General features: G+C 32.1%; 28 protein-coding genes. 5 read left to right on the forward strand and 23 right to left on the reverse strand.

All coding sequences use genetic code 11. The annotated features are described in order from the left end of the window. Nucleotide 1: 1 nt before the first annotated feature. On the forward strand, nt 2–568 hold the full coding sequence (locus tag ACP7BT_RS05695) for a TIGR00730 family Rossman fold protein (protein ID WP_002483978.1): 567 nt from the start codon (nt 2–4) through the stop codon (nt 566–568). Nucleotides 569–800: 232 nt separating this feature from the next. Here ACP7BT_RS05695 and ACP7BT_RS05700 read toward each other — a convergent pair whose 3' ends face one another. Further along, nucleotides 801–1,418 carry a LysE/ArgO family amino acid transporter gene (locus tag ACP7BT_RS05700; protein WP_011303689.1) on the reverse strand — a complete coding sequence of 206 codons (618 nt, stop codon included), beginning with the start codon at nt 1,416–1,418 and terminating at the stop codon, nt 801–803. Nucleotides 1,419–1,560: 142 nt separating this feature from the next. Between ACP7BT_RS05700 and ACP7BT_RS05705 the strand changes: the two genes are divergently transcribed. After that, nucleotides 1,561–2,991: a PLP-dependent aminotransferase family protein gene (locus ACP7BT_RS05705; RefSeq protein WP_241686131.1), complete on the forward strand. Its 1,431-nt coding sequence runs from the start codon at nt 1,561–1,563 to the stop codon at nt 2,989–2,991. Nucleotides 2,992–3,151: 160 nt separating this feature from the next. On the opposite strand, the gene ACP7BT_RS05710 is transcribed toward ACP7BT_RS05705, so the two are convergent. The 4 genes from ACP7BT_RS05710 to ACP7BT_RS05725 all read right to left on the reverse strand — a co-directional run bounded on the left by ACP7BT_RS05710 (nt 3,152) and on the right by ACP7BT_RS05725 (nt 5,091). Further along, nucleotides 3,152–3,703 carry a GNAT family N-acetyltransferase gene (locus ACP7BT_RS05710; protein ID WP_002483981.1) on the reverse strand — a complete coding sequence of 184 codons (552 nt, stop codon included), beginning with the start codon at nt 3,701–3,703 and terminating at the stop codon, nt 3,152–3,154. A 100-nt stretch (nt 3,704–3,803) separates the two neighbouring features. Beyond that, complete coding sequence (locus tag ACP7BT_RS05715) at nt 3,804–4,100, reverse strand: hypothetical protein (protein WP_002483982.1); 297 nt, start codon at nt 4,098–4,100, stop codon at nt 3,804–3,806. Between the two features lie 272 nt (nt 4,101–4,372). Continuing rightward, nucleotides 4,373–4,585: an SA0632 family lipoprotein gene (locus ACP7BT_RS05720; protein WP_002483983.1), complete on the reverse strand. Its 213-nt coding sequence runs from the start codon at nt 4,583–4,585 to the stop codon at nt 4,373–4,375. Nucleotides 4,586–4,623: 38 nt separating this feature from the next. Continuing rightward, the gene (locus ACP7BT_RS05725) at nt 4,624–5,091 is read right to left on the reverse strand and encodes a GNAT family N-acetyltransferase (protein ID WP_002483984.1); all 468 of its coding nucleotides are present in this window, start codon (nt 5,089–5,091) and stop codon (nt 4,624–4,626) included. A gap of 98 nt (nt 5,092–5,189) precedes the next feature. Between ACP7BT_RS05725 and ACP7BT_RS05730 the strand changes: the two genes are divergently transcribed. Beyond that, nucleotides 5,190–5,873: a DUF1129 family protein gene (locus tag ACP7BT_RS05730; RefSeq protein ID WP_115338652.1), complete on the forward strand. Its 684-nt coding sequence runs from the start codon at nt 5,190–5,192 to the stop codon at nt 5,871–5,873. 93 nt (nt 5,874–5,966) lie between these two features. On the opposite strand, the gene ACP7BT_RS05735 is transcribed toward ACP7BT_RS05730, so the two are convergent. From ACP7BT_RS05735 to ACP7BT_RS05755, 5 genes are all read right to left on the reverse strand, one after another. Continuing rightward, entirely contained in the window at nt 5,967–7,127 is a 1,161-nt protein-coding gene (locus ACP7BT_RS05735; RefSeq protein ID WP_011303695.1) for an MFS transporter, read from the reverse strand. A gap of 235 nt (nt 7,128–7,362) precedes the next feature. Then, nucleotides 7,363–7,851, reverse strand: coding sequence for a DUF456 domain-containing protein (locus ACP7BT_RS05740; protein WP_115347515.1), 489 nt, complete (start codon nt 7,849–7,851; stop codon nt 7,363–7,365). A 6-nt stretch (nt 7,852–7,857) separates the two neighbouring features. Next, nucleotides 7,858–9,066, reverse strand: a complete 1,209-nt coding sequence (locus tag ACP7BT_RS05745) for a sugar efflux transporter (protein ID WP_426303748.1) — start codon at nt 9,064–9,066, stop codon at nt 7,858–7,860. A gap of 103 nt (nt 9,067–9,169) precedes the next feature. Continuing rightward, complete coding sequence (locus ACP7BT_RS05750; protein WP_002483989.1) at nt 9,170–10,027, reverse strand: LysR family transcriptional regulator; 858 nt, start codon at nt 10,025–10,027, stop codon at nt 9,170–9,172. Nucleotides 10,028–10,385: 358 nt separating this feature from the next. After that, nucleotides 10,386–11,129, reverse strand: a complete 744-nt coding sequence (locus ACP7BT_RS05755) for a DUF402 domain-containing protein (protein ID WP_129303474.1) — start codon at nt 11,127–11,129, stop codon at nt 10,386–10,388. A gap of 213 nt (nt 11,130–11,342) precedes the next feature. Between ACP7BT_RS05755 and ACP7BT_RS05760 the strand changes: the two genes are divergently transcribed. Then, a complete protein-coding gene (locus ACP7BT_RS05760) occupies nt 11,343–12,455 on the forward strand; it encodes a 5-methyltetrahydropteroyltriglutamate--homocysteine S-methyltransferase (RefSeq protein ID WP_011303699.1) in 1,113 nt (370 codons plus the stop codon). A gap of 206 nt (nt 12,456–12,661) precedes the next feature. On the opposite strand, the gene ACP7BT_RS05765 is transcribed toward ACP7BT_RS05760, so the two are convergent. The 8 genes from ACP7BT_RS05765 to ACP7BT_RS05800 form a co-directional block, all read right to left on the reverse strand. Next, nucleotides 12,662–13,168 (reverse strand): cupin domain-containing protein, encoded by a 507-nt coding sequence (locus ACP7BT_RS05765; RefSeq protein WP_069825709.1) that lies wholly within the window; start codon nt 13,166–13,168, stop codon nt 12,662–12,664. A 1-nt stretch (nt 13,169) separates the two neighbouring features. Continuing rightward, nucleotides 13,170–13,886, reverse strand: a complete 717-nt coding sequence (locus ACP7BT_RS05770) for a YebC/PmpR family DNA-binding transcriptional regulator (protein WP_129303472.1) — start codon at nt 13,884–13,886, stop codon at nt 13,170–13,172. Nucleotides 13,887–14,280: 394 nt separating this feature from the next. Beyond that, nucleotides 14,281–14,637, reverse strand: a complete 357-nt coding sequence (locus ACP7BT_RS05775) for a transcriptional regulator, SarA/Rot family (RefSeq protein ID WP_002483994.1) — start codon at nt 14,635–14,637, stop codon at nt 14,281–14,283. Nucleotides 14,638–14,808: 171 nt separating this feature from the next. Further along, nucleotides 14,809–15,000, reverse strand: coding sequence for a hypothetical protein (locus ACP7BT_RS05780; protein WP_285239202.1), 192 nt, complete (start codon nt 14,998–15,000; stop codon nt 14,809–14,811). A 78-nt stretch (nt 15,001–15,078) separates the two neighbouring features. Further along, a complete protein-coding gene (locus tag ACP7BT_RS05785; RefSeq protein ID WP_426303749.1) occupies nt 15,079–15,597 on the reverse strand; it encodes a hypothetical protein in 519 nt (172 codons plus the stop codon). 18 nt (nt 15,598–15,615) lie between these two features. Then, a complete protein-coding gene (locus ACP7BT_RS05790) occupies nt 15,616–16,068 on the reverse strand; it encodes a hypothetical protein (RefSeq protein ID WP_245336130.1) in 453 nt (150 codons plus the stop codon). A gap of 142 nt (nt 16,069–16,210) precedes the next feature. After that, entirely contained in the window at nt 16,211–16,906 is a 696-nt protein-coding gene (locus ACP7BT_RS05795; RefSeq protein WP_232010353.1) for a helix-turn-helix transcriptional regulator, read from the reverse strand. A gap of 377 nt (nt 16,907–17,283) precedes the next feature. After that, nucleotides 17,284–17,943 carry a Bax inhibitor-1/YccA family protein gene (locus tag ACP7BT_RS05800; RefSeq protein WP_129303471.1) on the reverse strand — a complete coding sequence of 220 codons (660 nt, stop codon included), beginning with the start codon at nt 17,941–17,943 and terminating at the stop codon, nt 17,284–17,286. A gap of 463 nt (nt 17,944–18,406) precedes the next feature. Between ACP7BT_RS05800 and ACP7BT_RS05805 the strand changes: the two genes are divergently transcribed. Further along, complete coding sequence (locus ACP7BT_RS05805) at nt 18,407–19,213, forward strand: LysM peptidoglycan-binding domain-containing protein (RefSeq protein WP_210134538.1); 807 nt, start codon at nt 18,407–18,409, stop codon at nt 19,211–19,213. Nucleotides 19,214–19,581: 368 nt separating this feature from the next. On the opposite strand, the gene ACP7BT_RS05810 is transcribed toward ACP7BT_RS05805, so the two are convergent. From ACP7BT_RS05810 to ACP7BT_RS05830, 5 genes are all read right to left on the reverse strand, one after another. Then, nucleotides 19,582–20,589, reverse strand: a complete 1,008-nt coding sequence (locus ACP7BT_RS05810; protein ID WP_041079739.1) for an inorganic phosphate transporter — start codon at nt 20,587–20,589, stop codon at nt 19,582–19,584. A 13-nt stretch (nt 20,590–20,602) separates the two neighbouring features. Beyond that, the gene (locus tag ACP7BT_RS05815) at nt 20,603–21,220 is read right to left on the reverse strand and encodes a DUF47 domain-containing protein (protein WP_037538996.1); all 618 of its coding nucleotides are present in this window, start codon (nt 21,218–21,220) and stop codon (nt 20,603–20,605) included. 646 nt (nt 21,221–21,866) lie between these two features. After that, the gene (locus ACP7BT_RS05820) at nt 21,867–22,895 is read right to left on the reverse strand and encodes a sensor histidine kinase (protein WP_037538998.1); all 1,029 of its coding nucleotides are present in this window, start codon (nt 22,893–22,895) and stop codon (nt 21,867–21,869) included. Beyond that, nucleotides 22,888–23,562 (reverse strand): response regulator transcription factor, encoded by a 675-nt coding sequence (locus ACP7BT_RS05825; protein WP_210134537.1) that lies wholly within the window; start codon nt 23,560–23,562, stop codon nt 22,888–22,890. The genes ACP7BT_RS05820 and ACP7BT_RS05825 overlap by 8 nt, the downstream gene beginning before the upstream one ends. A gap of 12 nt (nt 23,563–23,574) precedes the next feature. Further along, a complete protein-coding gene (locus ACP7BT_RS05830) occupies nt 23,575–24,492 on the reverse strand; it encodes an NAD-dependent epimerase/dehydratase family protein (protein ID WP_041079740.1) in 918 nt (305 codons plus the stop codon). Nucleotides 24,493–24,565 lie beyond the last annotated feature (73 nt).

A 24,565-nucleotide genomic window follows, 5' to 3' on the forward strand; every position in this document is an offset into this window, starting at 1 on the left:
CATGAAAAAAATTGCTATCTATTGTGGTGCCAGTAAAGGCAATGATGTTACATATATGAACGAAGCTTATCAATTAGGTAAGTACATGGCAGAACAAGGCTATGAACTCATTTTCGGTGCAGGTTCTGTAGGGATTATGGGCGCAATTCAAGATGGTGTATTGGATCATGGCGGCACTGCAATTGGTGTCATGCCTAAAATGTTAGATGAAAAAGAAATTACGAGTACTAAATTAACGAAGCTTATTTTAGTGGATTCCATGCATGAGAGAAAAAATAAAATGGCAGAGCTTGCCGATGCATTCGTGATGGCACCTGGTGGCGCTGGCTCACTAGAGGAATTTTTCGAAATGTATAGTTGGGCGCAAATTGGTATACACCAGAAACCGATAGCCATTTTTAACATCAATGCCTTTTTTGAACCTTTACAAACATTAATAAATCATATGATTAAAGAAGGCTTTATCGATCCAAAATATAAAGCACTTGCACCTTTATGCGCTACGCCAGAATCACTTTTTGAAACATTAAACAATTACCAACCTCTTGGCATTAGAACTTATGACTAAATCATGTTAATAAAATTAAGCAGCTATTATACACAAGCACTAGCTTATATAATCCGCGAAAAAGGGATGACTAATCGTAGGAAAGCGTCTGAGACATTTATTTTTGTCCCAGACGCTTTTTAATAATGAAGCATTATTTCGCCTTATCCCTCAATTTGACAATATCTATTTATATCCCAAACATTTAATATAATCTAACTTGAAATCTATCATTGAATAGTTAGCCTTTGACTTATAACAAAATTGCTAAGAGTTGTTTTAAAATCATTATAGCTACGATTAAAATAATGACTGATGACAATTTGTTCAATAGCATGATATATTTCCCTGTTTTATCTATGTTTCCAATCATTTTTCCAACTACTGCCAAGAAAATAAACCATAGCCAAGAAACAATAACAGTAGCTATAGTAAAGACCATTTTTTCAGTACCTTCATAAACTGCACCACTTGTCCCTATTACGCCTATGGTATCCATGATTGCATGGGGATTAAGTAATGATACAGACAGTGCAAAACCAATTTGCTTTTTAGCGGACATCGGTCGATATGATTGTAGTGTAACTGGACGTGTGCGCCATAATGACCATGCCATATATAATAAAAATACCAGTCCAATACAATAAATTGTAATTTGTAGCACAGGCATCGATAACAATATCACAGAAATACCTATGACGGCTAACACGATTAAAAATGTATCACATAACCCTGCTGTTATAATAACTGGTAATGATTTGGTAATACTTTTATGGTTTGCACCTTGATTAAATACAAATACGTTTTGCGCCCCTAAAGGCAATATGAGCCCTAGCGCTAATAGTAATCCGTGAACGGCTGATTGCAACATACAAAACTACGCTCCTTTAATTATTACGTCTATTTTAACTATGCTATACTATATGCACAGAAATTGGACCCACCAGATGCAAATTAAAATACCAACCAGATAATATAGGAGCTATTTTATGTTCAAACCAAAATACAAGTAAATTATAGATGATATCATTTCACAAATAGATTCTGGAGATTTAGAACAAGGCATGCAATTACCTTCTCAACGAGATATGGCCTCGTTATATCAAGTGAACCGTTCCACCGTTATACAAGCACTCGATATTCTAAAAAGCCAGGGAATCATAGAAGGTAGAGAAAAACAACGCTTATATGTATCTGGAAATACTTGGCATACTTATATTAAAAACAATATTAATTGGCAAAACTATATTAGCCATAGTACGACTAAAAATAACCAATACTTTGTTCAACAAATTAATAAACTAGAATTTCACACTAACATGATACGATTGGGTACTGGTGAACTTGCTCCCGATCTTATACCTAATGAACAGTTCAAAGAAATTTTGAGCAAGTGTCATACTCCTGTGTTAAATACTAATTATGAACCACCCCAAGGCAACCTTAAGCTTAGAGAAGCAGTGGCACAATATATGCAAAAATTAGGTGTCGCATGTACTGTTGACCACATTTGTATTACATCAGGTGCATTACAAGGGTTAAAACTCATTGCAGATGGCTTACTCATTCTACAATCCAAGATTATTGTTGAATCACCTTCATACATTAATTCAATACGCACGTGGCATAATATGAGGGCCGATATTCAGCAAATAAGCATTTCTGATATTAAAAGTAATATTAATAATATTTTTAAAGTACAATCACAATATACAAACAGTATCTTTTATTGTATACCGACTTTACACAATCCAACACAACATAGTTATTCAACAGAAGAAAAACAAAAAATCATCATGCAATGTGAACAACATGGTATACCAATCGTAGAAGACGATGTGTATGGTGACTTATATTTCAATCATGAACGACCTAAACCATTAAAATCGTTTGATACAAAAGACAATATTTTATATATGAATAGCTTATCTAAAACAGTAAGTCCTGGTTTACGTGTCGGGTGGATTGTTGCCAAGCCTTCTGTCGCAGCACATTTAGCTGATTTAAAAATGCAAAATGACTATGGCGCAAGTTCTATATCACAATATATCGCAATACAATGGTTAACACATCCTCAATATCATGACCAACACCTCAAAATGTTAAAGAACCAACTTTTAATTAAGAGAAATTTATTTTTAGAATCTCTGAAGAGATATTTTAGTGATTTCGGTTCATGGTCAACGCCCGAAGGATCATTTTATATTTGGTTCCAATTTAAGTTCTCCATCGATATGAAAAGACTTTTCGATGAAGCGATTGCAGAAAACATACTGATTAACCCTGGTGAAGTATATGATAAAGATGCGCGTGATTGTATCCGTTTCTCATATGCTTATATCGATGCCGAAGATATCGATGCAACTTTAAAGCATTTAAGCAAAATTATCCAAACACGTTTTACGCCACCGTCTTCCCACATTGGCAAAGGTAATCACGGTTGATAAGTATAAAAAGTGTTTCTGAACTGTGGTACATGCATAAATCTTTCTAACTTTAAAAAATTGATAAAGGCTGAAACAATTAAATTTGCCTCAGCCTCTATTTAACTTAATCTATATACATTTGTATAGATGATCATATACATTATCAAAACAACACTTCTCAGACATTTATTGTTAAATCTTTATAATATCGAACATGTTTTTTCAGTGGATGATACTTACTAAGTTCTGGGTATTCAAAATGATCAAAACGTTTCATACCAATTTTCTCCATAACTTTGCGTGAAGCTTCGTTATTTTCTGAAGTGAAAGCATATACTTCTTCAATGCCTTGTTCTTTAGCATATTTCAATACCGCAGCTGCGCCCTCAGTTGCAAAGCCATTGCCCCATACTTCTGGAATTAAGCGCCACCCAATTTCATAAAATGGCAATTCTTCAAATGTGTATTTACTTTCTTTAGGAACATAATTCAAGCCAATAAACCCTAGCCAGCCATTTGTTTCTTTAAGTTCTACAGCGAATAATCCTATGCCATTTGATTGGATCGCTTCATCCATTTTTTTCATATCGTGTTCTGAACGTTTATAGCTTAATAAACTAGGAAAATATCTCCGAACTTGCCGATTGGCATTCATTTGTTGAAATGGTAATAAGTCTGTTTCTCGCCAATCACGTAATCTCAACCGTTCAGTTTCAATATAAACTGTCATTCATTACACCTCTATACTTAAAGTAAATTTATATAGAAAAGTAACGCGTTATGAGCGCACTCATATCGCGTTACTTTTTTAGTATTTCAAAGAATATCCATTACGTTCTTGAAATATAGCTAATTAATTCAACGTTTACCGCAATTTCTTTTAAACGATTGCGTTCGCTTTTCGGTGCAGTAAATGTTGCATCGATAAAATCATTCTGATGATCTAGTTTATACGTCGCTACAAATGTATCCGTATCTGATTCGAAATTTGGCAAATGTGCAATAACACGTTTAATTTCACCCGTTGAATCTTTAATTTGTCTGCCAGTAATGCTTTCAATTTCTCTACCTAATTCTGGCAAAGTAATTGAACGGCCTTCTAATAAATTGAAATCTTGTTCATGCATAACGGTAACCTCTCTTCTATTCAAGGAAATTGTTAATTCACTTTATCTTTATATTCACATAAACGATAAAACATATTTATCAATTAACTTGTATTCCAACTTTTTATTTTAAATATTTTTATATGTGACGATTAAAACTTGTAATATCTTATAACGATACCCATTATAACAATTACTAAAACCAGTTTACAATGATTTCCTAGGAAATACTATTTAAGGATGTTTAAATAAGATGATATATAAATTATGATGCGTGATACCCTACGACTACTTTATGTCTTGGCATTAATATCTTTTTCTAAGTCGTCCGATTTATCTTTAAGTTTGTCTTGCTCTTTTTCTAATTTTTCTTTTTGCTTTTTCAAGTCTTTATTTTGCTTTTCAAGTTTATCGATATCTTTTTCTAAAGACGCTTTCTCATCATCTTTACCACATGCTGTTAGAGTAATGGTTGATGCTATTATGAGTGCCAGCCATTTTTTCATGTAATATCTCCTTTTTCATAATAATATATATTTTATCATTATTTATGCTTATCTTCATTATTTACCAATAAGTTTTTGACCATAACGACCTTATCCATATCATACCCCATATTAAAATTCATTTTTTGCATTTTTTGGTTCGAATAAGCTACAGTACTTTCTATTGTATGCGCCCCTTTATCTCGTGCCCATGCTTCAATCTCTTTTTTTAACTTAGTTGCAACACCCTGATTACGGTGAGTAGATTCAACATATAACATTTCAATTAATGCTGTTTTCAGTGTTTTATCATATCGTGCCCAAATAAAACCAATCAACTGTTCACCTTGTGTTTGAATCAATATTGTATCGTCACTGTATCTTAAACCATGTTCAATCATTTCAATACGCAAAGCAACAGAAAGTTTAGTCCTTTTATATGTAGTATTTTGCCGTTCCAGTTCTGCTTCATGCACTTCAGCAATTCGGTTAATATATTGTGTCTGTTTAATTGTTAATCGATTCATATATACTCCTTATAAAAGCTTGTTGATTTATATTATGATATTAGTCATAATAATTCTTATCTTATAAATATATTCTAAAAAAAGGTAGCGAAATTCAAATGAAATCCACTGATAAATTAATGCGTGAAAATAATGTGAAATCACTTAGATTAAATAATACAGATAGAGAAACGTTTGAAAATTATATGACTTATGTACGAGCTGATTTAAGCGTAAATCCACATGCATCTGAAAAAATGTTAAATCGCATTTTACATCAGTTATTACAGGCCGAAAAGGAAGGCACCCTCGCAATGGATTTCTTTAACCATGATCCTAAAGCGCATGCTAAAAACGAAATCAAAAAGTTACCTAATGAAACTATAACTAATATATTCAAATATATATTTCAACATATCTTATTATTTATAGGTATTTTTTGTTTTTTAAAAGGTTTTATTGGATTTTTCATTGGCGCAAAACGTTTATATATTTATACCTTCCCTCTTATGTTAATTGTCGGTTTCATTATCATTTTCTTATTTATTTGGGTAATATTTAAAACTGTGCAAATGCAATGTTTTACTAAATCACATTGGACATCGATTGGCACTTATATCAGCATTATCCTTTTATTATTTGCAACTTTCTATGTATTTTTTGTTCCACAATCTTTTTTAGCGATAGGCCCTTATCTCTTAATTAGTAATTGGACCTTTATCATTATTTCTTTTATCGTTATTCCAGTTTCACTCTATATCGATCATCACTTTATCAATAAAGATGCCAACACTTCTTTATAAACAGTGCATAGTGATAAAAAAGTAGGACAACGAAATCTTATTTAAAATATGATTTCATCGCCCTACTTTTATCTATTATTTAATATGTCTATATTAAATATTTAGTCCTTCTTTTTTCTCAACACGAATACTCACTAATAAGAAAATGAGTCCAATAACCGTTAATATAGGTGCTATTAAACTTAATGATGCTATAGGTAAATTCGTAACCACGACGCCTCCTATGAAGGCACCTAAAGCATTACCTAAATTAAATGCAGATTGATTCAACGTACTTGCAAGTGTTGGTGCATCTTGAGAGATTAAAGTACTCTTAAATTGTAATGACGGGCTCATACTAAAGCCAATCAAACCAAAGAAGAAGATGCCTGCTACCATTAAAATACTATTCATTTGAACGAAGTATAATAAGATGAAATATAGAATAAAGACGATAAAAATGATTTTTAAAGCTTTATTTAAATTCCAATCTGCCAGCTTACCACCAACGACATTACCAAGAGTAACCCCTATACCAAATATAATTAACAGATAAGAGATTAAGTTTTCTTGTACATTGGAGACATCTATGAGCACAGTAGAAATATAAGTAAAGTATGCAAACACACTACTAAAACCAAACAATGTCACTGCAAGCGTTAGCCACAAGCGCTTTTCTTTTAAAATTTGTAATTCATTTAAGACAGATGACTTAATCGTTTCACGTTGCATAGGAACAAAAATAATGATGCCAATCAGTGCAAGTGCCCCAATAATCGAAATAATAATAAACGTCATAGGCCAACCAAAGTTTTGACCAATTAATGTACCAAAAGGTACACCTAATATATTACTCATACTTAACCCCATAAACATGAGTGCCATTGCGCTCGCACGCTTTTCAGGTCTTACCATACTTGCCGCAAGTATAGAACCAATACCAAAGAACGAACCATGTGCTAAAGAGGTAATAATTCGACTTGTCATCATAAACCCATAATTAGGACTAAACGATGCTGTAAGATTCCCTATAATAAATATTCCCATCAATACAATCAACAAATATTTTCTATTCCATTTTATTGTCAACATAACTATGATAGGTCCACCGATTGCTACACCCAATGCATAACCAGTGATCAATTGTCCTGCTTGACTCACCGTCACGTCAAAATCTCGTGCAATATTAGGCAATAACCCCATAATAACAAACTCAGTCATGCCAATTGCAAACGCCCCAATTGCAAGCATCCATATCGCTATAGGATATTTCATTTTCGACTTACCTCCCATTACGTATTTTTTAAACATGATTGTGATTATACTAAAATGCGATTGCTTAAAACAAGGGTATTGCCTAATTTTTACTGTTTTTTTATATAAATCCGCTTACATTATATGTGTAGTTAAAATTAATCGCACATATAAAAAATGTTGATCATTCAAATCTAAAATAACATCTTACAAAAGTTATTTTAAAAATGAACCATCAACACGAAGGTATACTGATTTAGTTTATAAGTAAGGCATCTACAAAGAACCAAATCACCATAATAATCATAATGATTGCCTGTGCTACTGAGCTTGTTAAAAAGGCAACGACCGAACCAAAGCTCGCTTTTAGCGCTTTAGTTAAGTTAGGCTCTTGAATCATTTCTACAACAAGCACTGCAACAAATGGAACTATAATAATGCCAAAAGGTGGAAAGACAAAACAACCGACGATGACACCGACAAGTGCAACCAGTTCACTTAACTTTGAACCACCAAATTTATTTACAAAGTATTTATTCATAATAAAATCAGCAACAAGAATAAATACCGTGAATAATATCATAGAAACATAAAATACCCATGATAAGTTGCCATTATGAAAACCAAATTGATAAATTAAAAAACCGACCCATAACACTAATACTGAAGGAATAATGGGTTTAATTAATCCAATAAATGCTAAAACAAATGCTGCTATAATACATAGCCATAAAATTACTGTCATGATTATCTACTCCATACTTTCTTCTGTAAATTTTTGATCTTTAGTAAAGAAAATCAGTATCATGCCAACAAATATTGAAGCTGCTGAGACATAAAATACATTGCCTAAACCAACCCATTGACTCATGATACCACCTAATAAATTCCCACATAATTGACCAATAACCATCGCATTAGCAAATAATGTCGATGCATAACCCGGAAAATCTGGTAATATATCTTGGAAATAGCTAATACCTAGCCCAAGTAAAATTGCTAAAAATATGGCTAAGAATACTTGGCTAACAAACATCATTACAAGGCTTTCGAATACCCCAATGCTAAAGTAAAATAATCCACCAAATAAGCCGCCTAATATTAATAGTGTGCGCGTTGTTAATTTAGCAGATAAAATACCGAGTAATACCATAAATGGTACTTCTAATCCTGCACATAAACTTGCCAAACCGCCGACAAACCCTTCAGGTTCATTTAAATAGTTTGTAACGAACAATGGCATATTCAACGTATACATCCATTGCCCAATATGCAATAAGATAAACGCTAAAAATGGAACTAATAATACTTTATCTTTTAACATATTTGGTGCAGCTGCTTCTACATGGTTCACATCGGAAACAGTGTGTTCCGTTTTAATATCTTTAAAAAAGAAAACTTGCAGTAGTAAAGTGAAGATTATAATTGTAATGGTGCCCCCAAACAGCCCAGAATAACCATTTGCGCTTAATAGCAAAGCACCTATTAAAGGACCGAATAAAAATCCAAATGAAAACATTGATCTCAAAACAGCATTTGCAAATTTGGCTTTATTTTTAGACGCGGAGGCATTAATTGATTCTCTTGCCGAGGCATACATTTGTGGCATTGCAGGTGCAAAACACCCTTGAAAAATCGCATACATCGCTATAAAAATCCAAATTTCATGAATATAAAAATAAATAGAAAAACTTACGGCCCCCATAAACAGGGCAGCAACAATAATCAATTTCCTATTTATATTTCGCGTATCTGAAAATCGTGCCACAATTGTATTTACAATAAATTGACTTATTGCTGCTAAAGCTAATAATAACCCGTATTGAGAGGACGTCATTCCTAAATCATTTGTAGCAAATAACACTAAATAAGGTACGGTAATCGCAATTCCCATTCCCAATAGCATCATATTAATTACAAATAATTTGTAATTCTTGATATGTAATAAGGCACTAAACATATAGCCAACCTCTATTCAATAAATAATATGTTCAACAGTGTGAAAGTAAGTATTCCAATATGGAAATATTTCTAACTATAAGAAAGTTGAGATGGTTTGTCGTTTATGATTCAACATATTCCATCATTAAATTGATAAATGATTCTACTTGAGGTAATTGCTTCATACTCGCATCGTAGCTTAAAAATGTTGAACGAATCAATGGTTTTTCATCAATATTTACACGTTGGAATTCAAATTGCTCTCGATCGAGATGTTTCATCATAATTTCAGGTAAAATCGTAACGCCTACACCATTCAATAACATTTCTTTACATGTAGCAACTTGGTCAACAGTAATCATCGCATGATAATCTTGACCTATTTGACTACCATACCATTCTTTTATCTGATTAATATAAATTGGATCAGCTTGAAATTCAATAAATGGCATCTTATCTACTTCATCATTGCGATTTTTGGGATGAATAAAGAAATGTTCATCATTGAAAAGATGCGTATTACTTAAATTCATCATTTTATTACCACGAATAATCATGACATGGTAATCTCTATGATTTGCTTTTATCTGTTCACTTGAACCTACTTGAACTTGAATTTCTACGTTTGGAAATTGTCGTGTATATAAGTTTAAAACTTCTGGCAATAATGTTTGTCCAATTAAAGATGAACAACCAATCGATATCGTACCATTTACTTCGCCAATATGCGCTTGCATTTTGTCTAAGAATAGACGTTCTCTATTAAGCATTTCTCTAGCATGCTCAATAATCATTGCGCCTTCAGTAGTCGTAATCAATTGTTTCTTTGTTCGAATAAATACATTTACGCCAAAAGCATTCTCAATGGCCTTTAGACGTTGCGTGACTGCAGGTTGAGAAATATATAATATTTCTGCTGCTTTCCTAAGTGTTTTAGTTTCATCAAGCGTAGTTAACAAGCGATAATCGTCTATCTTCATAATTATCCCCCTATTTTTTATGCACGTTTCTGTAGCCGCTTCCATTTCATTACACATGTTTTCCATTATGCCCATAATGTAACCTGTAAACAAACTGACTCATACTTCAATACGCACGTTTTATCTCAATATTTCATTTCATACTAACCACAATCACCTTTTCAGTTCGTCCTCGCTACTTTCACTATAGTTCAGCAATTAAAATAAATAAAAGACATTCAAGTTATGTTTCAAATGTCTTTTATTCTATGTGTATGGTTCACTATAACACGTTTTTTTAATGACTCCTATACTATTTTTCAAAGGATTACATACTGCATAATGAGCGATTAAGTTTGTTATGCATATTAATCAGTTTCTAATTTTCTTTGGATATAGATGAAGACTTCTGACTCCATTGTTCAAATGTAGCTTTTTTATGCTGAGATTTTGTTTCAGATCTTTCATTTTTCGCTTGTTTGATGTGTTTTTCTTGTTTGTGCGAGGGCTTATGCTTGTGTGTTTTAGCTTTATGATCTTTCGGTTTATGCTGTGCTTGCGTTTTTGTAACACCTTGCTTATGTTGCTTTGCCTTTTGTTTAATTTTATAAAAGCAATACATAATCTTATCTTGCATCGATTGAAAATCTGCATCAATTTTAATCATTAATTGATGTGCAATTACATAAGCTTCGTGATACTGCTTTCTCGTAATTTGCCCTGACTCTAAAGCGCGTTCTAAATCGTCTTGGTCTACAAGTTCATATTCGCCATTGGGTAATACAAGTACATCCAGACATAAATCAATTGTGCGTGCATTACCTTTTTGTGTAACATTTTTTATATTTATATCAAAATAATATTCCAACGGATTGCCCTTGTCATCTATCATCACTGTAATACTATAGCGCTTTTTCTCAGGTAAGATTTGTAACCATTGATAGTTATCATCAGCAACAATAATATTTTGACCTACAACTGAAACCTCTAATGGTTCTCGTACTTTATTCATTGTGACCAAACCAATGATTCCTTTGAACTTATTATTGTTCACCTTGACCTCAGTATATTCTCTATCAATGATGCGACGCCAGTGACGCTTATCGATATATTTTACTTTCACTGTCACCAACTCCTTAACATTATTATATAAAACTGTCTTCTTTATGTCATCTCATGAATTATATTGTCAGCATTCAATTTGCACTGCAGAAAATTTGATTATTATTATTGTACTATATTTCATAGCGTAAAAGCGAAATTGACAATCTTTATGAATTCTGTTAAATTTTATCTATATTTTTCTGAAAATTCTATAAATAAAGGAGATAGAACCATGGCAGTTATTCAAAGACCATTTAGAGCCGATCATGTCGGTAGTTTATTACGTCCTGAACGCTTAAAACAAGCACGCCAGGATTACCAAAACAACATTATCGATGCACAGGCATTGAAACAAGTTGAAGATGAGGAAATTGAGCACATCATTGAAAAACAACTTGAAATTGGATTACATAGTATCACTGATGGAGAGTTTCGCAGAAGTTGGTGGCATTTCGATTTCCTAGAAAATTTAAATGGCGTAGAAGGTTATACCTCAGACCGTGGTTTAGAATTCGAAGGTGTAGAGACACGAAATCACAATGTTAAAATCATTAGCAAAGTACAATTCAATCCAGATCATCCTCACTTTGAGCATTTCAAATTTTTACATGACAAAGTAGATGGACGTGCTACATCTAAAGTCTCTATACCAAGCCCTAATCAATTATTTCATCCTAATATTTTAAATGAAGAGATTTATCCAGATATCGAAGACTTTGCGCATGACGTCGCAAAAGCCTATCATGATAGCCTACTTAAATTTTACGAATTAGGCGCACGTTACATTCAATTAGACGATGTTTATTGGGCAAACCTAACTTCAGGTACACAAAAGACGCGTGGTCGTGATCGAACTGAAGAAGAAAAAGAAGCTGCACGTCAACTTGCCTATCAAGTTGTCAATGAAGCTGTTAAAGATTTACCAGAAGATTTACTCATTACCACACACATTTGCCGTGGTAACTATCAATCTACTTGGGCAATTTCAGGTGGCTATGAACCTGTAGCACCTTATTTATTCCAAGAACAACTTGGTGGGTTTTTCTTAGAATATGATGATGAACGTTCTGGTGACTTTGAACCTTTACGTTTCTTCCCTAAAGACAAATCTGCAGCAGTGTTAGGATTATTTACATCAAAAAATGGTGACTTAGAAGATAAAGCAACGATTCTTAAGCGTATTGAAGAAGCACAAAAATACATTACTTTAGATCAAATATGCTTAAGCCCTCAATGTGGCTTTGCTTCTACAGAAGAAGGAAATAAATTGACTGAAGACGCGCAATGGAAAAAATTAGCTTACGTTGTCGAAATTGCAAATGAAGTCTTTGGCACTGCGAAGTAATTTTAAATATCTTGTCTTACGCAAATATGATAAATGAAGAGATTGCATATTAAAACAACCCATTTTATGGCGATGTGATCTTAGATATATCATAAATTAAGCTACGTTTCTTTAAATAAATGAGACATTACATTTTCAATTCAATCATCTACTGCTTAATTCAAAAAAGAGTCTGGGGCATCTATTTATGTCCCAGACTCTTTCACTTATTTATTATTTTTTTCTATTTCATCTGCCGTTAAAGCATAGCGTTCATTTATCTCTGTTAATTCTGGATAATGTTTATTTAGCCACTCTTTACTAAGCAACTCAAAATGTTCAAATTCAAAGCCTGGTTGACACATACAGCCAACCAAAGCATATGCATTTTCATCTTCTACGCTAGATGCAAAAATCGTACCTTTAGGAACGACGTATTGTAATACGTCACCCGCTTCAATATGCTTACCTAATGTCACCTTTTCATATTGACCATTCGGAGAAATCATGTGAATTGTGAGTGAATCACCCTCATGATGATACCAAATTTCATCAGCATCGATACGATGAAAATGTGAAATATTATGATAAGTTAACAAAAAATAAATACTTGTGTAAGCTGCTCTATCCATGTCTTTATCAAGGTTACCTTTGATAACTTCTTTATAATAGCCACCTTCTGGATGCGGTTGCAATGCTAATTGTGAAATCCAACGTTGTACTGTTTGTTCCATACTACTTCAAATCCACATTATGGAATACATTTTGTACATCGTCTAAATCTTCTAACGCTTCTACTAATGTTTCAAATGTTTCTTGGTCTTCTGCTGATAACTCAATATCTGTTTGTGGTAACATTTCAAATTCAGCTACTTTAAATGTATCAACGCCTGTTTCACGTAATACATCTTGCACCTGAGCGAATTGATCCGGTTCAGCATAGACAATCGTTAATCCATTCTCATCTATAACATCTCTCACATCTATATCTTGTTCCATTAATGCTTCCAATATATCATCCGCTGATTTATCTTCTATACCAAAGACTGCCGTGTATTCAAACATATACGCAACCGAACCAGAGACACCCATGTTGCCACCGTTTTTACCAAAAGCTGCACGAACATCAGAAGCTGTTCTATTCACATTATCAGTCAAAGCATCTACGATAATCATTGAACCACTTGGACCGAATCCCTCGTATCGTAGTTCGTCGTAGTTCTCTTCACCAGAACCTTTTGCTTTTTCAATCGCTTTTTCAATAATATGGTTAGGCACTGAATATGTCTTCGCGCGTTCTAAAGTTAGACGCAATGCTTGGTTTGACTCAGGATCTGGTTCTCCAGATTTAGCAGCCACATAAATTTCTTTACCAAATTTAGCATAAATTCTACTTGTATTTTTATCCTTTTGGGCCTTTTTTTCCTTAATATTATTCCATTTACGTCCCATATTTCCATCTCACTTTCTCAATAACTACATTGATTAACATGTTATATTATACAATAATTTCCACAGAGAATATAGATGTAAGCCCATAACATCCATTTTGTTTATTCACCTTATATACTAAAAAACAGGCGTGGGTTTACCTGGGCTAACGCTCACGCATATGTCTCACAAGCATTTTTACGTGTCATATCTATGTTTTAGCTTATGCATAAAGACGACGCTATTCTATAAAAATATAAACATCTTTTCTTTAAACAAGTGAGAACATTGCATTTTGAATATAGCCATCTACTCCCTAATTGAAAACGAGCCCAAGACATCTATTTATGTCTCAGGCTCGTCGTTATATTTATATTCTATTTTCACATAAAAATTTCGTGTTAATAATGAATGATTATTTTACATATGCTTCAATATCATCAAGAAGAGTCTCATATTTTTCTGCGTTGTCGTCATTCATAAATAAGTAGACTTTACGTTCATCTTCTGTTGAACGTATTTTACTTACTCTGTCTTGATCGATTAAGCGACGGATAGATGCAAGCACCTTCGTTCTACTCAACTCTAATTCCGTTGTTGCAATTTTTAAAAATGGTTGCATTAGCATGTTTTTGTTCCTACAGTTATGGCGTATAAGCTCTAAGATAGCTACATCATTCATTGTTAACTTATAGGTTTCTTCAACGTAATGCATCACACGTTTATACTTTTTATAAACATTTAAAAATTGCGCTTTTTTCTCTTCATTCATTGTTGTTACACCTCCAAATGCTAGTAAGCAATACAATATAATTATCCATAAAATGTAATTGCTTGTCCTTATCATTTGTAATTATAGGTTTGTCAAAATTGCAAACAATAATAAATTAAGTTTCATAACGCTTTTTCAATATTGCATTTTATAAATTTTATTATGTGTTGATCATTTATATATATCAATAATGTGCACTGTATTATAATCTAAATTTAATGTCAAAGTTTCTTCTTCAAAATGATGCTCAAACACACTGAATTCAGGTTTATTATATTCATCTATTTTCTTAATACATTCATTTGACCATTGATAATGGTTACGTAAGTGCTCAGGAATCGCGTAATTAATATTACCGTACACGTTGCTTATAGTTTCATAAAAAATAACATAAGCACGTCGCAACATCATATCCTTAAAGTTGATATGAATTTGGATGTTTTATTCTTCGTGATCTAAAGCATTTTCACTCTCAACTACACGCCAGTCACCCACAAAAATTGTGATTTTGTGTGGGTGATGTGCTACCGTATAATAATCATATTCTTTCACGCTAGATTTACTCTTTCCCATTAATCTTTCATATATATTACCTAGAATAGAACGGAATCCATTTCTATCATATAAATACAATGCATGTTTCTTATCCTCTTGTTTAACTAAATCTATACCGACACCAAAGAAGTTTCCACGCGCTTTCTTAAACATACTCATCAATAATGGCGGACTTTCTATTAACTCCATATGATCATCATTTAATAAAAAATTATTATGAACATTTAAAAGATAATATTTTCTTTCTTCTAACTGCATTTCACTCATTAATTTTTTAATATTACTGAATTTAAACACTTCTTTGGTAAGTAACTCTTCATAATCTTCATTAAGATAAGGTGATGATAATTTATGATTATCAATAAAATAGTAATCAAATCCAATGCGCTTCAATTGAGGCTCCATATTTTTAAAAACTTCTGGCTAATTGAATAAATGTGTAATATCAACACCAAATTTCACATTTTTTCTATAAAGTTGTATTTTAATGATATTGCGATATATTTCTTTAAGGGGCATCGTTGAAGGATCAAAGACGTAGCTGACCGAGTGCATGCTATCTTCTAACAACTCAGGGTGTGATTGTACATATGATTTGTATTGACTATAGATCTCATCTATATAAATATTCACTTCTTCATCTGTTTGAATTTGAAATGCTATATTAACATTCGTATTCAACACAAATTTTATAAAACCGCAATCCACATCTGTTGTAAAAGCATCTCGTAATGATTCAACATCTATCATGCAATAAACTAATACTTTTTGTGTGCCTTCAAAGATGTAGCGCATACTTTGGTTATCAAATAAATTACGAAATTCTTCTAAAGAATGAATTTGAATGACAATTGCATCGTTGTTCGATTCTGCCATTTCATTGATATCTAAACAAATATAATTATTTTGGACATTTAGTTTCTGTAATTTTTTAGCAATGATTTGTTGTGTTTCCTCAAAGTTTTGCTCATCATCTTTGGTTTACTACATTAAAGACTTTATCTGATTTTGTAAGTTGTCAATTTTCTTTAGGTGAATATCCAAAATAATGTTTAAATTTTTTACTATAACTCGCAAAACTACTAAAACCATATGCATCTGAAATTTCAGAAATCGTAAGTTTCCCTTCTAATAATGGGCCGATTGATACTGGTAATTTTAATGTATCTACATAAGTTTTGAATCGCATGCCTAGTGTATTATAAAATTGGCTTGATATATTTGATTGCGATATAAACACTTTATTAGCAATTGCTTTCAATGTTAGCCTTTTATGTAAATGTGTATTTACATAATCTAACATTTCACCTGTAATACCATAAAATGAATAATCTGTTTGTTGTTTTAAATAATTAACATCAATCTTAGCTTCTGTCGCAATAATATCAACGATTTTATACATATAAGTTTCATATAGTTCATTTGTCAGTGTTTGATCTAAATGATGCTTAGCTAAATTTAATAAAGCCTCAAATAATCTGCTCGAAAATCGTATCAACTTAGATGTATATTGATACTCAAAAAATGAATACCCTCGCTCATGAAACCAATCACTAGAAATATATAATAATAACGACATTTCGTTTCTTTTGATTCTAAATATTTCTGTATTATTCACGATAAGTAAATCTTCTTCAACTTCTACATTTGTTATAAAATGCTGTACTTCAACGGCATCCTTTAAAGGAAATAATAATAATATACCGTCTGTCACGCGCTTAGTAGGATACTTGTCCTTAGAAATAATATTTAAGCATTACGCTTTCATAATTTAACCTCTTTCGAATATTGTCATACGCTATGCATTAAACGCTCACTTCACTATTAATTCTAGCTTAATCACGTCATACCCCAAAATTTCAATTAACATGTTTTTAGTCTTTAGGTAATTTTGAATAAAATAATTAATTTTGTCAACATTTTTTGTATTAATCGAACTAAATTTTAAAATACAGCTATAGTATTATTAAACTTTTAAATAGTTCACAAAATTTAAAATTACACTAGATTTTAAAAAAACCCTTATAAATTACTGTAGAAAGTAATTTTAAGGGTGTAATAACATTTTTGGATTATATATACTTTATTTAACTATTTTCTCATTCTGTTGGCAAGTCTTAATACATATTTTATAATATGAAGTAAGTTAATAAACAAGTTGAAACCCATTTCTCTCGGTGAGAACTGACCCCGTTTCATGCGGTTAAAGTCATATAACGTATAGAGTAAAAATAGCAATAATCCTACAACTGTAATAATTGTATGGAAAATTGGATTCTGGATAAACATACCTATTAAACTTGCAACAATTAATGCAATGAGTGTTACAAAAAGGTATTTACCCATGCTCGCTGCATTTCCAATAACGAAAAATCCAATCAATCCAAATACAATAAAGGCAGATATGGCTAATATAATATTCTTATAAAAAACCTCTGGCCCTAAATTCTGTAAATACACCGTAAACGTTGCATAGGATAGCAACCCAAGTATAATGGCATAGATATGAGAAATCACAAGCCCATACTTACGCGCTCTATTAAAAATTAAAGTTATTAATACTAAACCGAGCAGTACAAAAGAAAGTGGTTGTCTCCATGACATTGGTAGGTATTGTCCAAAATAACAACCTATTCCAAAAATAATCCAATAATATACAAAAAAGAGCCATACTTTTCCGTATGCATGTGATTTTGATTGTTCTTTAGTCTTTTTTTGCTGGTTATTAACATGTTGTGCTGTTTCAGCCAACGCAATCACTCCTTAATTCCAAAAGCTACTATAAAATAAATAAAACATATGCGTTTAATCATAACATTAAACGTCTATATTAATAGCATGTACTTTTTAAATTTTCCACAAAATTAATGCGTAATACTTTAATGTTCACGTTTTTTCAAATAAACAAACATTGAATATACAATATTTTTAAAATTTATTATTTATAGACTTTTTTTATATCCGCTTATGTTACATTTGAAATAAATATCATCTTACTTGAAATAACAGAAAGACTTGTAAATGGCGCAGTAAAAGTATTTATTTCATATAAACATGGCATTACGAAATTTTAATAATATTACATCTTGATAACAACGTACACAAAGCAAATGATTTTTGTTAGTATGGAATGTGAATTCAGATTAAAAACACTAACGAATATATTTAATACATATTTACGGTTAGATATATAGGAATTGAAGGAGGAGTTCTTTTGAAAAAGTTAGCATTTGCAGTTACAGCAGCTTCAGGCGCGGCAGCCGTTATCGCCAATCATGAAGCCGATGCGTCAACACAACATACAGTAAAATCTGGTGAGTCACTTTGGTCAATTTCACAACAATACGGTGTTTCAGTAGACGAAATCAAACAAAGCAATAACATCAATAATAATATGGTATTCCCGGGACAAGTTATTGAAATTGGTGGAAGTAGCTCACAAGAAAGTGGATCTACATCAAATAACACTTCAAATGGTTCATCACATACAGTTCAATCTGGTGAATCACTAAACATTATTGCGAATCAATATGGCGTGTCAGTTGATGAAATCATTGCAGCTAATAATTTAAATGGATATTTAATACATCCTAATCAAACACTAACAATTCCAGATACTACAGGAACAGGTGGTTCAGGTGGAACTGCTACAGAAACACCAAGTTCAAATACAGGTGGTTCTACAGCAAGTGATGCTAACCTATATGACTGGGGACAATGTACTTGGCATGTATTTAACCGTAGAGCAGAAACTGGTCAACCAATCAGTACTTACTGGTGGAACGCTGATCACTGGGCTGAAAATGCAGCAGCAGATGGTTATACAGTTAATAATGCACCTACAGCAGGTTCAATCATGCAAAACTTCGAAGGACCTGTAGGTCACGTAGCTTATGTTGAACGCGTTAATCCAGATGGTAGTATTTTAATTTCAGAAATGAACTATAATACACCACCAGGTACAGTTGATTACCGTACAATCCCAGCTTCACAAGCTTCAAGCTATAACTACATTCACTAAGTATATATTCAAGCGAGTCTGGGACATAAATAGATGTCACAGGCTCTTTTTCATTTAGGCAGTAGATGTCTGAATTAAAAAATCGCTTATATCAAGCTTTTTTCAATCCTAGTCATCCTTGCCGAGGTAGGACTACGAAATCTCTATTAGAAAATTTGATTTCTGTCACACTCCCGTTTTTTCTCCTCTTATTTATTATTAATATTCCCACCTATGCGCCCTATCGCTGTATAAATAAAAAGAACGAGCAGATAAACACAATTGTTAAACAATTGGTTTTCGCTCGTTCTTTTAGTAAATCAATTGATATCTATCTAATGTATGTAAATACCAATCAACAAGTGCCTATAGTGTAAGAAAATTACTATCTATAAGAAAATATTTATAATGTAGTAAATAATTGCTGCAACAAGTGCAGAAATTGGTAATGTAATTACCCATGTGATAATCATACGTTGTGCTGTATTCCATTTCACACCTTTAATACGGTTAGATGAACCAACACCTAGAATAGATGAAGATACAACATGTGTTGTGGATAATGGGAAATGTAAAGATGATGCAACAAATATTGTTAATGCAGATGATAAATCTGCAGCTGCACCATTAGCTGGACGTATTTTCATAATATTACCACCAACTGTTTTGATAATTTTCCAACCACCAACAGCTGTACCTAGTCCCATTGCAGTAGCACAGGCAACTTTAACCCATAATTGCGGTTCAACGCTTGTACCTGTTTGAATATTAGCAACTATTAAAGCCAATGTAATAATCCCCATTGATTTTTGCGCATCATTTGTACCATGAGAAAATGATTGCAGTGATGCTGTGAAAATTTGGAAAAATCTAAAATTACGATTAGACTTTGTAAGATTTGCATTTTTAAATACAACTTTTACAATTGAATACATGATAAAACCAACACAAAATGCAATAATCGGTGATACGAGTAAAACAACGATGATTTTCGTGAATCCTTCATAATGTAATACTGCAAATGAACCTTGCGAAGCAATTGCTGCCCCGGCGATAGAACCAATTAATGCGTGTGATGACGAACTTGGTATACCGTAATACCATGTGATTAAATTCCATAAAATAGCTGCGATGATGGCTGCTAATACGACAACAAGACCATTTTCTAATTTAAATGGGTCTACAATATCTTTCGTAATTGTCCCTGCAACCCCAGTGAAAGTTAAAGCACCAATAAAATTCATCACTGATGCTAAAAGTATCGCAGTTCTAGGCGTTAAGGCACGAGTAGAAACAGCAGTAGCAACAGCATTGGCTGTATCATGGAAACCATTGATAAAGTCAAATATAAGTGAAAAAATAACGATAGCTACTGTGATGATCAAAATATATTCCATAAGTTAGGACTCCTTAGCTATTTTTCATGATTATTGTTTCAAAGTTATTTGCTACAGCTTGACATTTATCTGCAATCTCTTCCATGCTTTCATATATTTCTTTTATTTTAATAAGTGTGATTGGATCTGTTTCACTATTAAATATGTGTTTAATTGATTGACGTAAAATACCGTCACAATTTGTTTCAAATTCTTTTATGTTAATAGAATGGATACGCATATGCGATAATTTTTTCTCTACAAGCAAACCAACAGCTAATTTCATTTCTGCGATTGCTTTTTGGATATTATCTACAAATTCAGCCATGTATTCATCTGTATATTCAATAGAATACATTTCGAACATGCCTGATGTTTCTTCAATTGCATCTAAAACATCATCAATAGCGTTACATAAAGAGAGGATATCCTCACGTTCAATTGGTGTAATAAAAGTTTGGTTTAAGTCTGAAATCACTTGATGCATTAATTCATCGCCGTGTGATTCATACGTTTTAATATTGTCTGAGTATGCTTTAAGGTCTAAATGCGTATTAAACTCCATTTTCCCAAATTCAATTGCTGCTCTGTCTAAGTTGAAAACCATTTCTTCAAGTTTCACCATGAACTTATCTTTTTTCTTGTTAAACATTCAAAAAATCCTCCATTTACAGCGATTGTCCTCAATCACCTTCAATAAATTTAAAAAAATTTAAAATCCTTTAAGACAAATTAAGATTGGCAAGATTTACAATTTGCTCATTTTTTTGCCAGTATAACAGCATTTGTTAATTATATGTAAATGAGCATTTGCTTATATTAGTTTAAAAAATCTCACAAATGTTGATTTATCCTTATTTGAAAATAGCACAAAATTTACAATACTACAATTGCATTTACAAATTCTTAACATTTCATTTTCATTAATTTAATAAAATGATTTTCATACATTATGAATACAGAATACATCTCTATCAAAAATGATGATTTGTACTTATGCTTTATAATATCGCATTGTATCTAATGAGATTTTTAAATAAAACTCACATTAGATATAATTGCACATTTACTTTTCGGATTCAACAATTACTTTTATAAATACGCAAATGATTTCATAGTTTCTGTTAACACTTCATCTGTACACAATGATGCTTTCAATAAAAAATTGTCGACAAATATAGTCATTTGCCGACAATGCCTCTAGATTATATATAAGCAACGCAATCTGATATTGCTACAGTATAAGATGAAATTCTTTTTTTTAAAATTTGATGTCAATCTAATCTCATAAGTAATGCTTATATATTTTGTGATAATTTTGCTACAATTTCATTTTGATTCGGGAAAATAAATTTAACTACTGTTCCTTTATCTAATTCTGAATGAATACGCACGCATATGCTCAGTTTTTCTTTAACGTGATTAACCAAATATAAACCTAAACCTGATGATGCCGTATTATTTCTATTTGAAGTAGACGTAAATCCTTTATCAAAAATTCTAGGTAAATCCTTTTCACTGATACCTTTGCCTTCATCTTTAATTTCGAGTACAACGTGTCCACTTTCTTTTAATGCACGTATATGTATCATACTTTCTTCACTATATTTAACAGCGTTAGATAACACTTGTCTAATCATCATGCGACACCACTTTGTATCTGTATATACATTCAATGTATCCTCAAAATCTAAGTCATAACCAATGCCTTTAGACTGGCTGATGTATCTTGTAATCTGTATTTCTTCTATTACAAGCCGTTTCAATGGCACATGTTCGAAATACATATCTTTATTCTGAGATTCAAGTCGCGTTAAAAATAACTGCCTATCTAACATATCATTGATACGCGACCATTCATAAAGTAAGGCGTGCTTCCTAGATAAATCTTGTTCTTTTTCTATTAACAGTTTCATTGCTGTTACAGGTGTCTTAATATCATGTACAAAATCAGTCAACGCCGCTTCCGTAGATTGAATTTGTTGCTTTTGATGTGTAACTAATGCTTTTTGATTCGTGATTTGTCCATATAAGTAATTCACCATTTCTTGTTGAAACGGTGTGTCTGCTAATGATTTATGTTTCAAAGCTTCTGGTTCTATATTTTCGTCAAGATGCTTATAAAATTTCACTTCTTTTAAATAAGTAAATATTAAGAACAACACCGATAGGCCTATATTTAAAATAATAATATATAAAATGCTATATACACTAATATCATAATCTAAATAAGCAATACCTAAGAAAATGAAATGCAGAAATAATAGCCATAGTATCCAATATATGCGCGAGCGTAAAAAGATAAAAAACCATTTTAAATTAGCCATGCGCCATATATCCTTTGCCAATTTTCGTTTCAATGGCATCATTCATATCTATATCTACTAATTTCTTTCTTAATCTATTCACATTAACGGTTAATGTATTGTCACTAACAAAAGCTTCATCATCCCACAACGCAGTGATGAGTGTATCTCTCGTAACAATTTGATCTTGTTTTTTCACAAGCATTTCTAATATAATCATTTCCGTTTTAGATAAATATATTTGATGATCCTCTTTACTTATACTACCTTTTGATAAGTCTAATATCGCATCTTGCCATGATAGCACACGCTTTTCATCTAAGCTAAATTGATAGACACGTCTGTATATGGCTTGGAGTTTCGCTATTAATACATTGGTATTAAATGGTTTTTGAACATAATCATCCGCGCCAAGTTCCATACTCATCACTTGATCCATTGGATTGTCCCTAGATGATAAAAATAAAATGGGTGTATTAGAGACTTCCCTAATTTTTCTTGTCCAATAAAATCCATCATATTTGGGTAATTTAACATCCATAATGATGATTGCGGGATTAACAGATTCAAATTTAGTCATCACATCATTAAAATCATCTATACCATTTACATTGAAATCCCATTGTTCCAACTCTTCACTTAATTCTTTAAATAATGTCATATCATCTTCTACTAATAGTATATCCATAAAGTCACCTTTTTATTTTGTATATTTTATATCTTCACCTGACTGGATTCGTCCATTAAAATGCTTAATTCGACAATCGATTTCAAAGCCACGCAGCATTAAACCTTGAAACGGCGATTGAAATAAGTAATACACAGGCCAAACTAATTTAGGTATATAGTCATATAGATGCACTAAGACAGTTTGTGTCCCTTTCAGCATACGGAACTCCAGCTTACCTTGCTTTATTACATTGGGTTTAACAATAGAACCACTTACTAAATGTAGCACAATCATATCATATTCGACTTGCATTTTATGAAGTACTAACACAGGTTTCTGCTTATCTTTTATGTAGATTACATAATTATCCTTGTCTTTGTACGCATGCAGCATCGTTCCTTTTGTTTCATTTAACCAATTAAAATAATATTCAACCATTTGGTCTAATGTCCAATTCATCGGTAATTGAATACTCAACGCACTGCGTACATCATCATATTTAGAGACTTGTAATTCAACTGACACATGTGGGCGTGAAACGATCGCTTCCGTTTGTTCTACTGGTACACCGTATGCTGACAAACGTTGAATGGTTTCATGATCAAATCGACTACCGCTAATATAAATAATTTTACCTATACCGTTCTCAGCAGCCGCTCTTCCAAAATTGTCAGAAGCAATTAAGTTTAAATCTCTTGCTGTTGCTTGTGTTAATTTAGCTGAATGTTTGGTTGGATCCAAATAATAAATGGCAATATCCATGTCTTCCATCGCATTTAATACATCATCATAATTATAAATATCTTTTTTCAACCATATCACTTCTTGGAAATCTTTCTCTTTAGGATATTTGGATAATGTATATAGATTGCCTTCATCTTTTATAGAATGAATCAAGTTTTTCCCTATATAACCTGTGACACCAGCGAGTAAAATATTGGGCTTCATAAGCATACTTCCTTTTTATTAGTTTGACTCTATTTAAATAATACCTAGTAATATCATGCTAATGATGTTAAGT

It is taken from the genome of Staphylococcus sp. Y174-1 (assembly GCF_049897865.1).
Taxonomy (GTDB): Bacteria; Bacillota; Bacilli; order Staphylococcales; family Staphylococcaceae; genus Staphylococcus; species Staphylococcus saprophyticus.

Bases quoted from the DNA above. Each gene is read 5' to 3' on its own strand.
- ACP7BT_RS05695 (WP_002483978.1), top strand. From the start codon at position 2: ATGAAAAAAATTGCTATCTATTGTGGTGCCAGTAAAGGCAATGATGTT.
- ACP7BT_RS05700 (WP_011303689.1), bottom strand. From the start codon at position 1,418: ATGTTGCAATCAGCCGTTCACGGATTACTATTAGCGCTAGGGCTCATA.
- ACP7BT_RS05710 (WP_002483981.1), bottom strand. From the start codon at position 3,703: ATGACAGTTTATATTGAAACTGAACGGTTGAGATTACGTGATTGGCGA.
- ACP7BT_RS05715 (WP_002483982.1), bottom strand. From the start codon at position 4,100: ATGCATGAACAAGATTTCAATTTATTAGAAGGCCGTTCAATTACTTTG.
- ACP7BT_RS05720 (WP_002483983.1), bottom strand. From the start codon at position 4,585: ATGAAAAAATGGCTGGCACTCATAATAGCATCAACCATTACTCTAACA.
- ACP7BT_RS05725 (WP_002483984.1), bottom strand. From the start codon at position 5,091: ATGAATCGATTAACAATTAAACAGACACAATATATTAACCGAATTGCT.
- ACP7BT_RS05730 (WP_115338652.1), top strand. From the start codon at position 5,190: ATGAAATCCACTGATAAATTAATGCGTGAAAATAATGTGAAATCACTT.
- ACP7BT_RS05735 (WP_011303695.1), bottom strand. From the start codon at position 7,127: ATGAAATATCCTATAGCGATATGGATGCTTGCAATTGGGGCGTTTGCA.
- ACP7BT_RS05740 (WP_115347515.1), bottom strand. From the start codon at position 7,851: ATGACAGTAATTTTATGGCTATGTATTATAGCAGCATTTGTTTTAGCA.
- ACP7BT_RS05745 (WP_426303748.1), bottom strand. From the start codon at position 9,066: ATGTTTAGTGCCTTATTACATATCAAGAATTACAAATTATTTGTAATT.
- ACP7BT_RS05750 (WP_002483989.1), bottom strand. From the start codon at position 10,027: ATGAAGATAGACGATTATCGCTTGTTAACTACGCTTGATGAAACTAAA.
- ACP7BT_RS05760 (WP_011303699.1), top strand. From the start codon at position 11,343: ATGGCAGTTATTCAAAGACCATTTAGAGCCGATCATGTCGGTAGTTTA.
- ACP7BT_RS05765 (WP_069825709.1), bottom strand. From the start codon at position 13,168: ATGGAACAAACAGTACAACGTTGGATTTCACAATTAGCATTGCAACCG.
- ACP7BT_RS05770 (WP_129303472.1), bottom strand. From the start codon at position 13,886: ATGGGACGTAAATGGAATAATATTAAGGAAAAAAAGGCCCAAAAGGAT.
- ACP7BT_RS05775 (WP_002483994.1), bottom strand. From the start codon at position 14,637: ATGAATGAAGAGAAAAAAGCGCAATTTTTAAATGTTTATAAAAAGTAT.
- ACP7BT_RS05785 (WP_426303749.1), bottom strand. From the start codon at position 15,597: ATGGAGCCTCAATTGAAGCGCATTGGATTTGATTACTATTTTATTGAT.
- ACP7BT_RS05790 (WP_245336130.1), bottom strand. From the start codon at position 16,068: ATGGCAGAATCGAACAACGATGCAATTGTCATTCAAATTCATTCTTTA.
- ACP7BT_RS05810 (WP_041079739.1), bottom strand. From the start codon at position 20,589: ATGGAATATATTTTGATCATCACAGTAGCTATCGTTATTTTTTCACTT.
- ACP7BT_RS05815 (WP_037538996.1), bottom strand. From the start codon at position 21,220: ATGTTTAACAAGAAAAAAGATAAGTTCATGGTGAAACTTGAAGAAATG.
- ACP7BT_RS05820 (WP_037538998.1), bottom strand. From the start codon at position 22,895: ATGGCTAATTTAAAATGGTTTTTTATCTTTTTACGCTCGCGCATATAT.
- ACP7BT_RS05825 (WP_210134537.1), bottom strand. From the start codon at position 23,562: ATGGATATACTATTAGTAGAAGATGATATGACATTATTTAAAGAATTA.
- ACP7BT_RS05830 (WP_041079740.1), bottom strand. From the start codon at position 24,492: ATGAAGCCCAATATTTTACTCGCTGGTGTCACAGGTTATATAGGGAAA.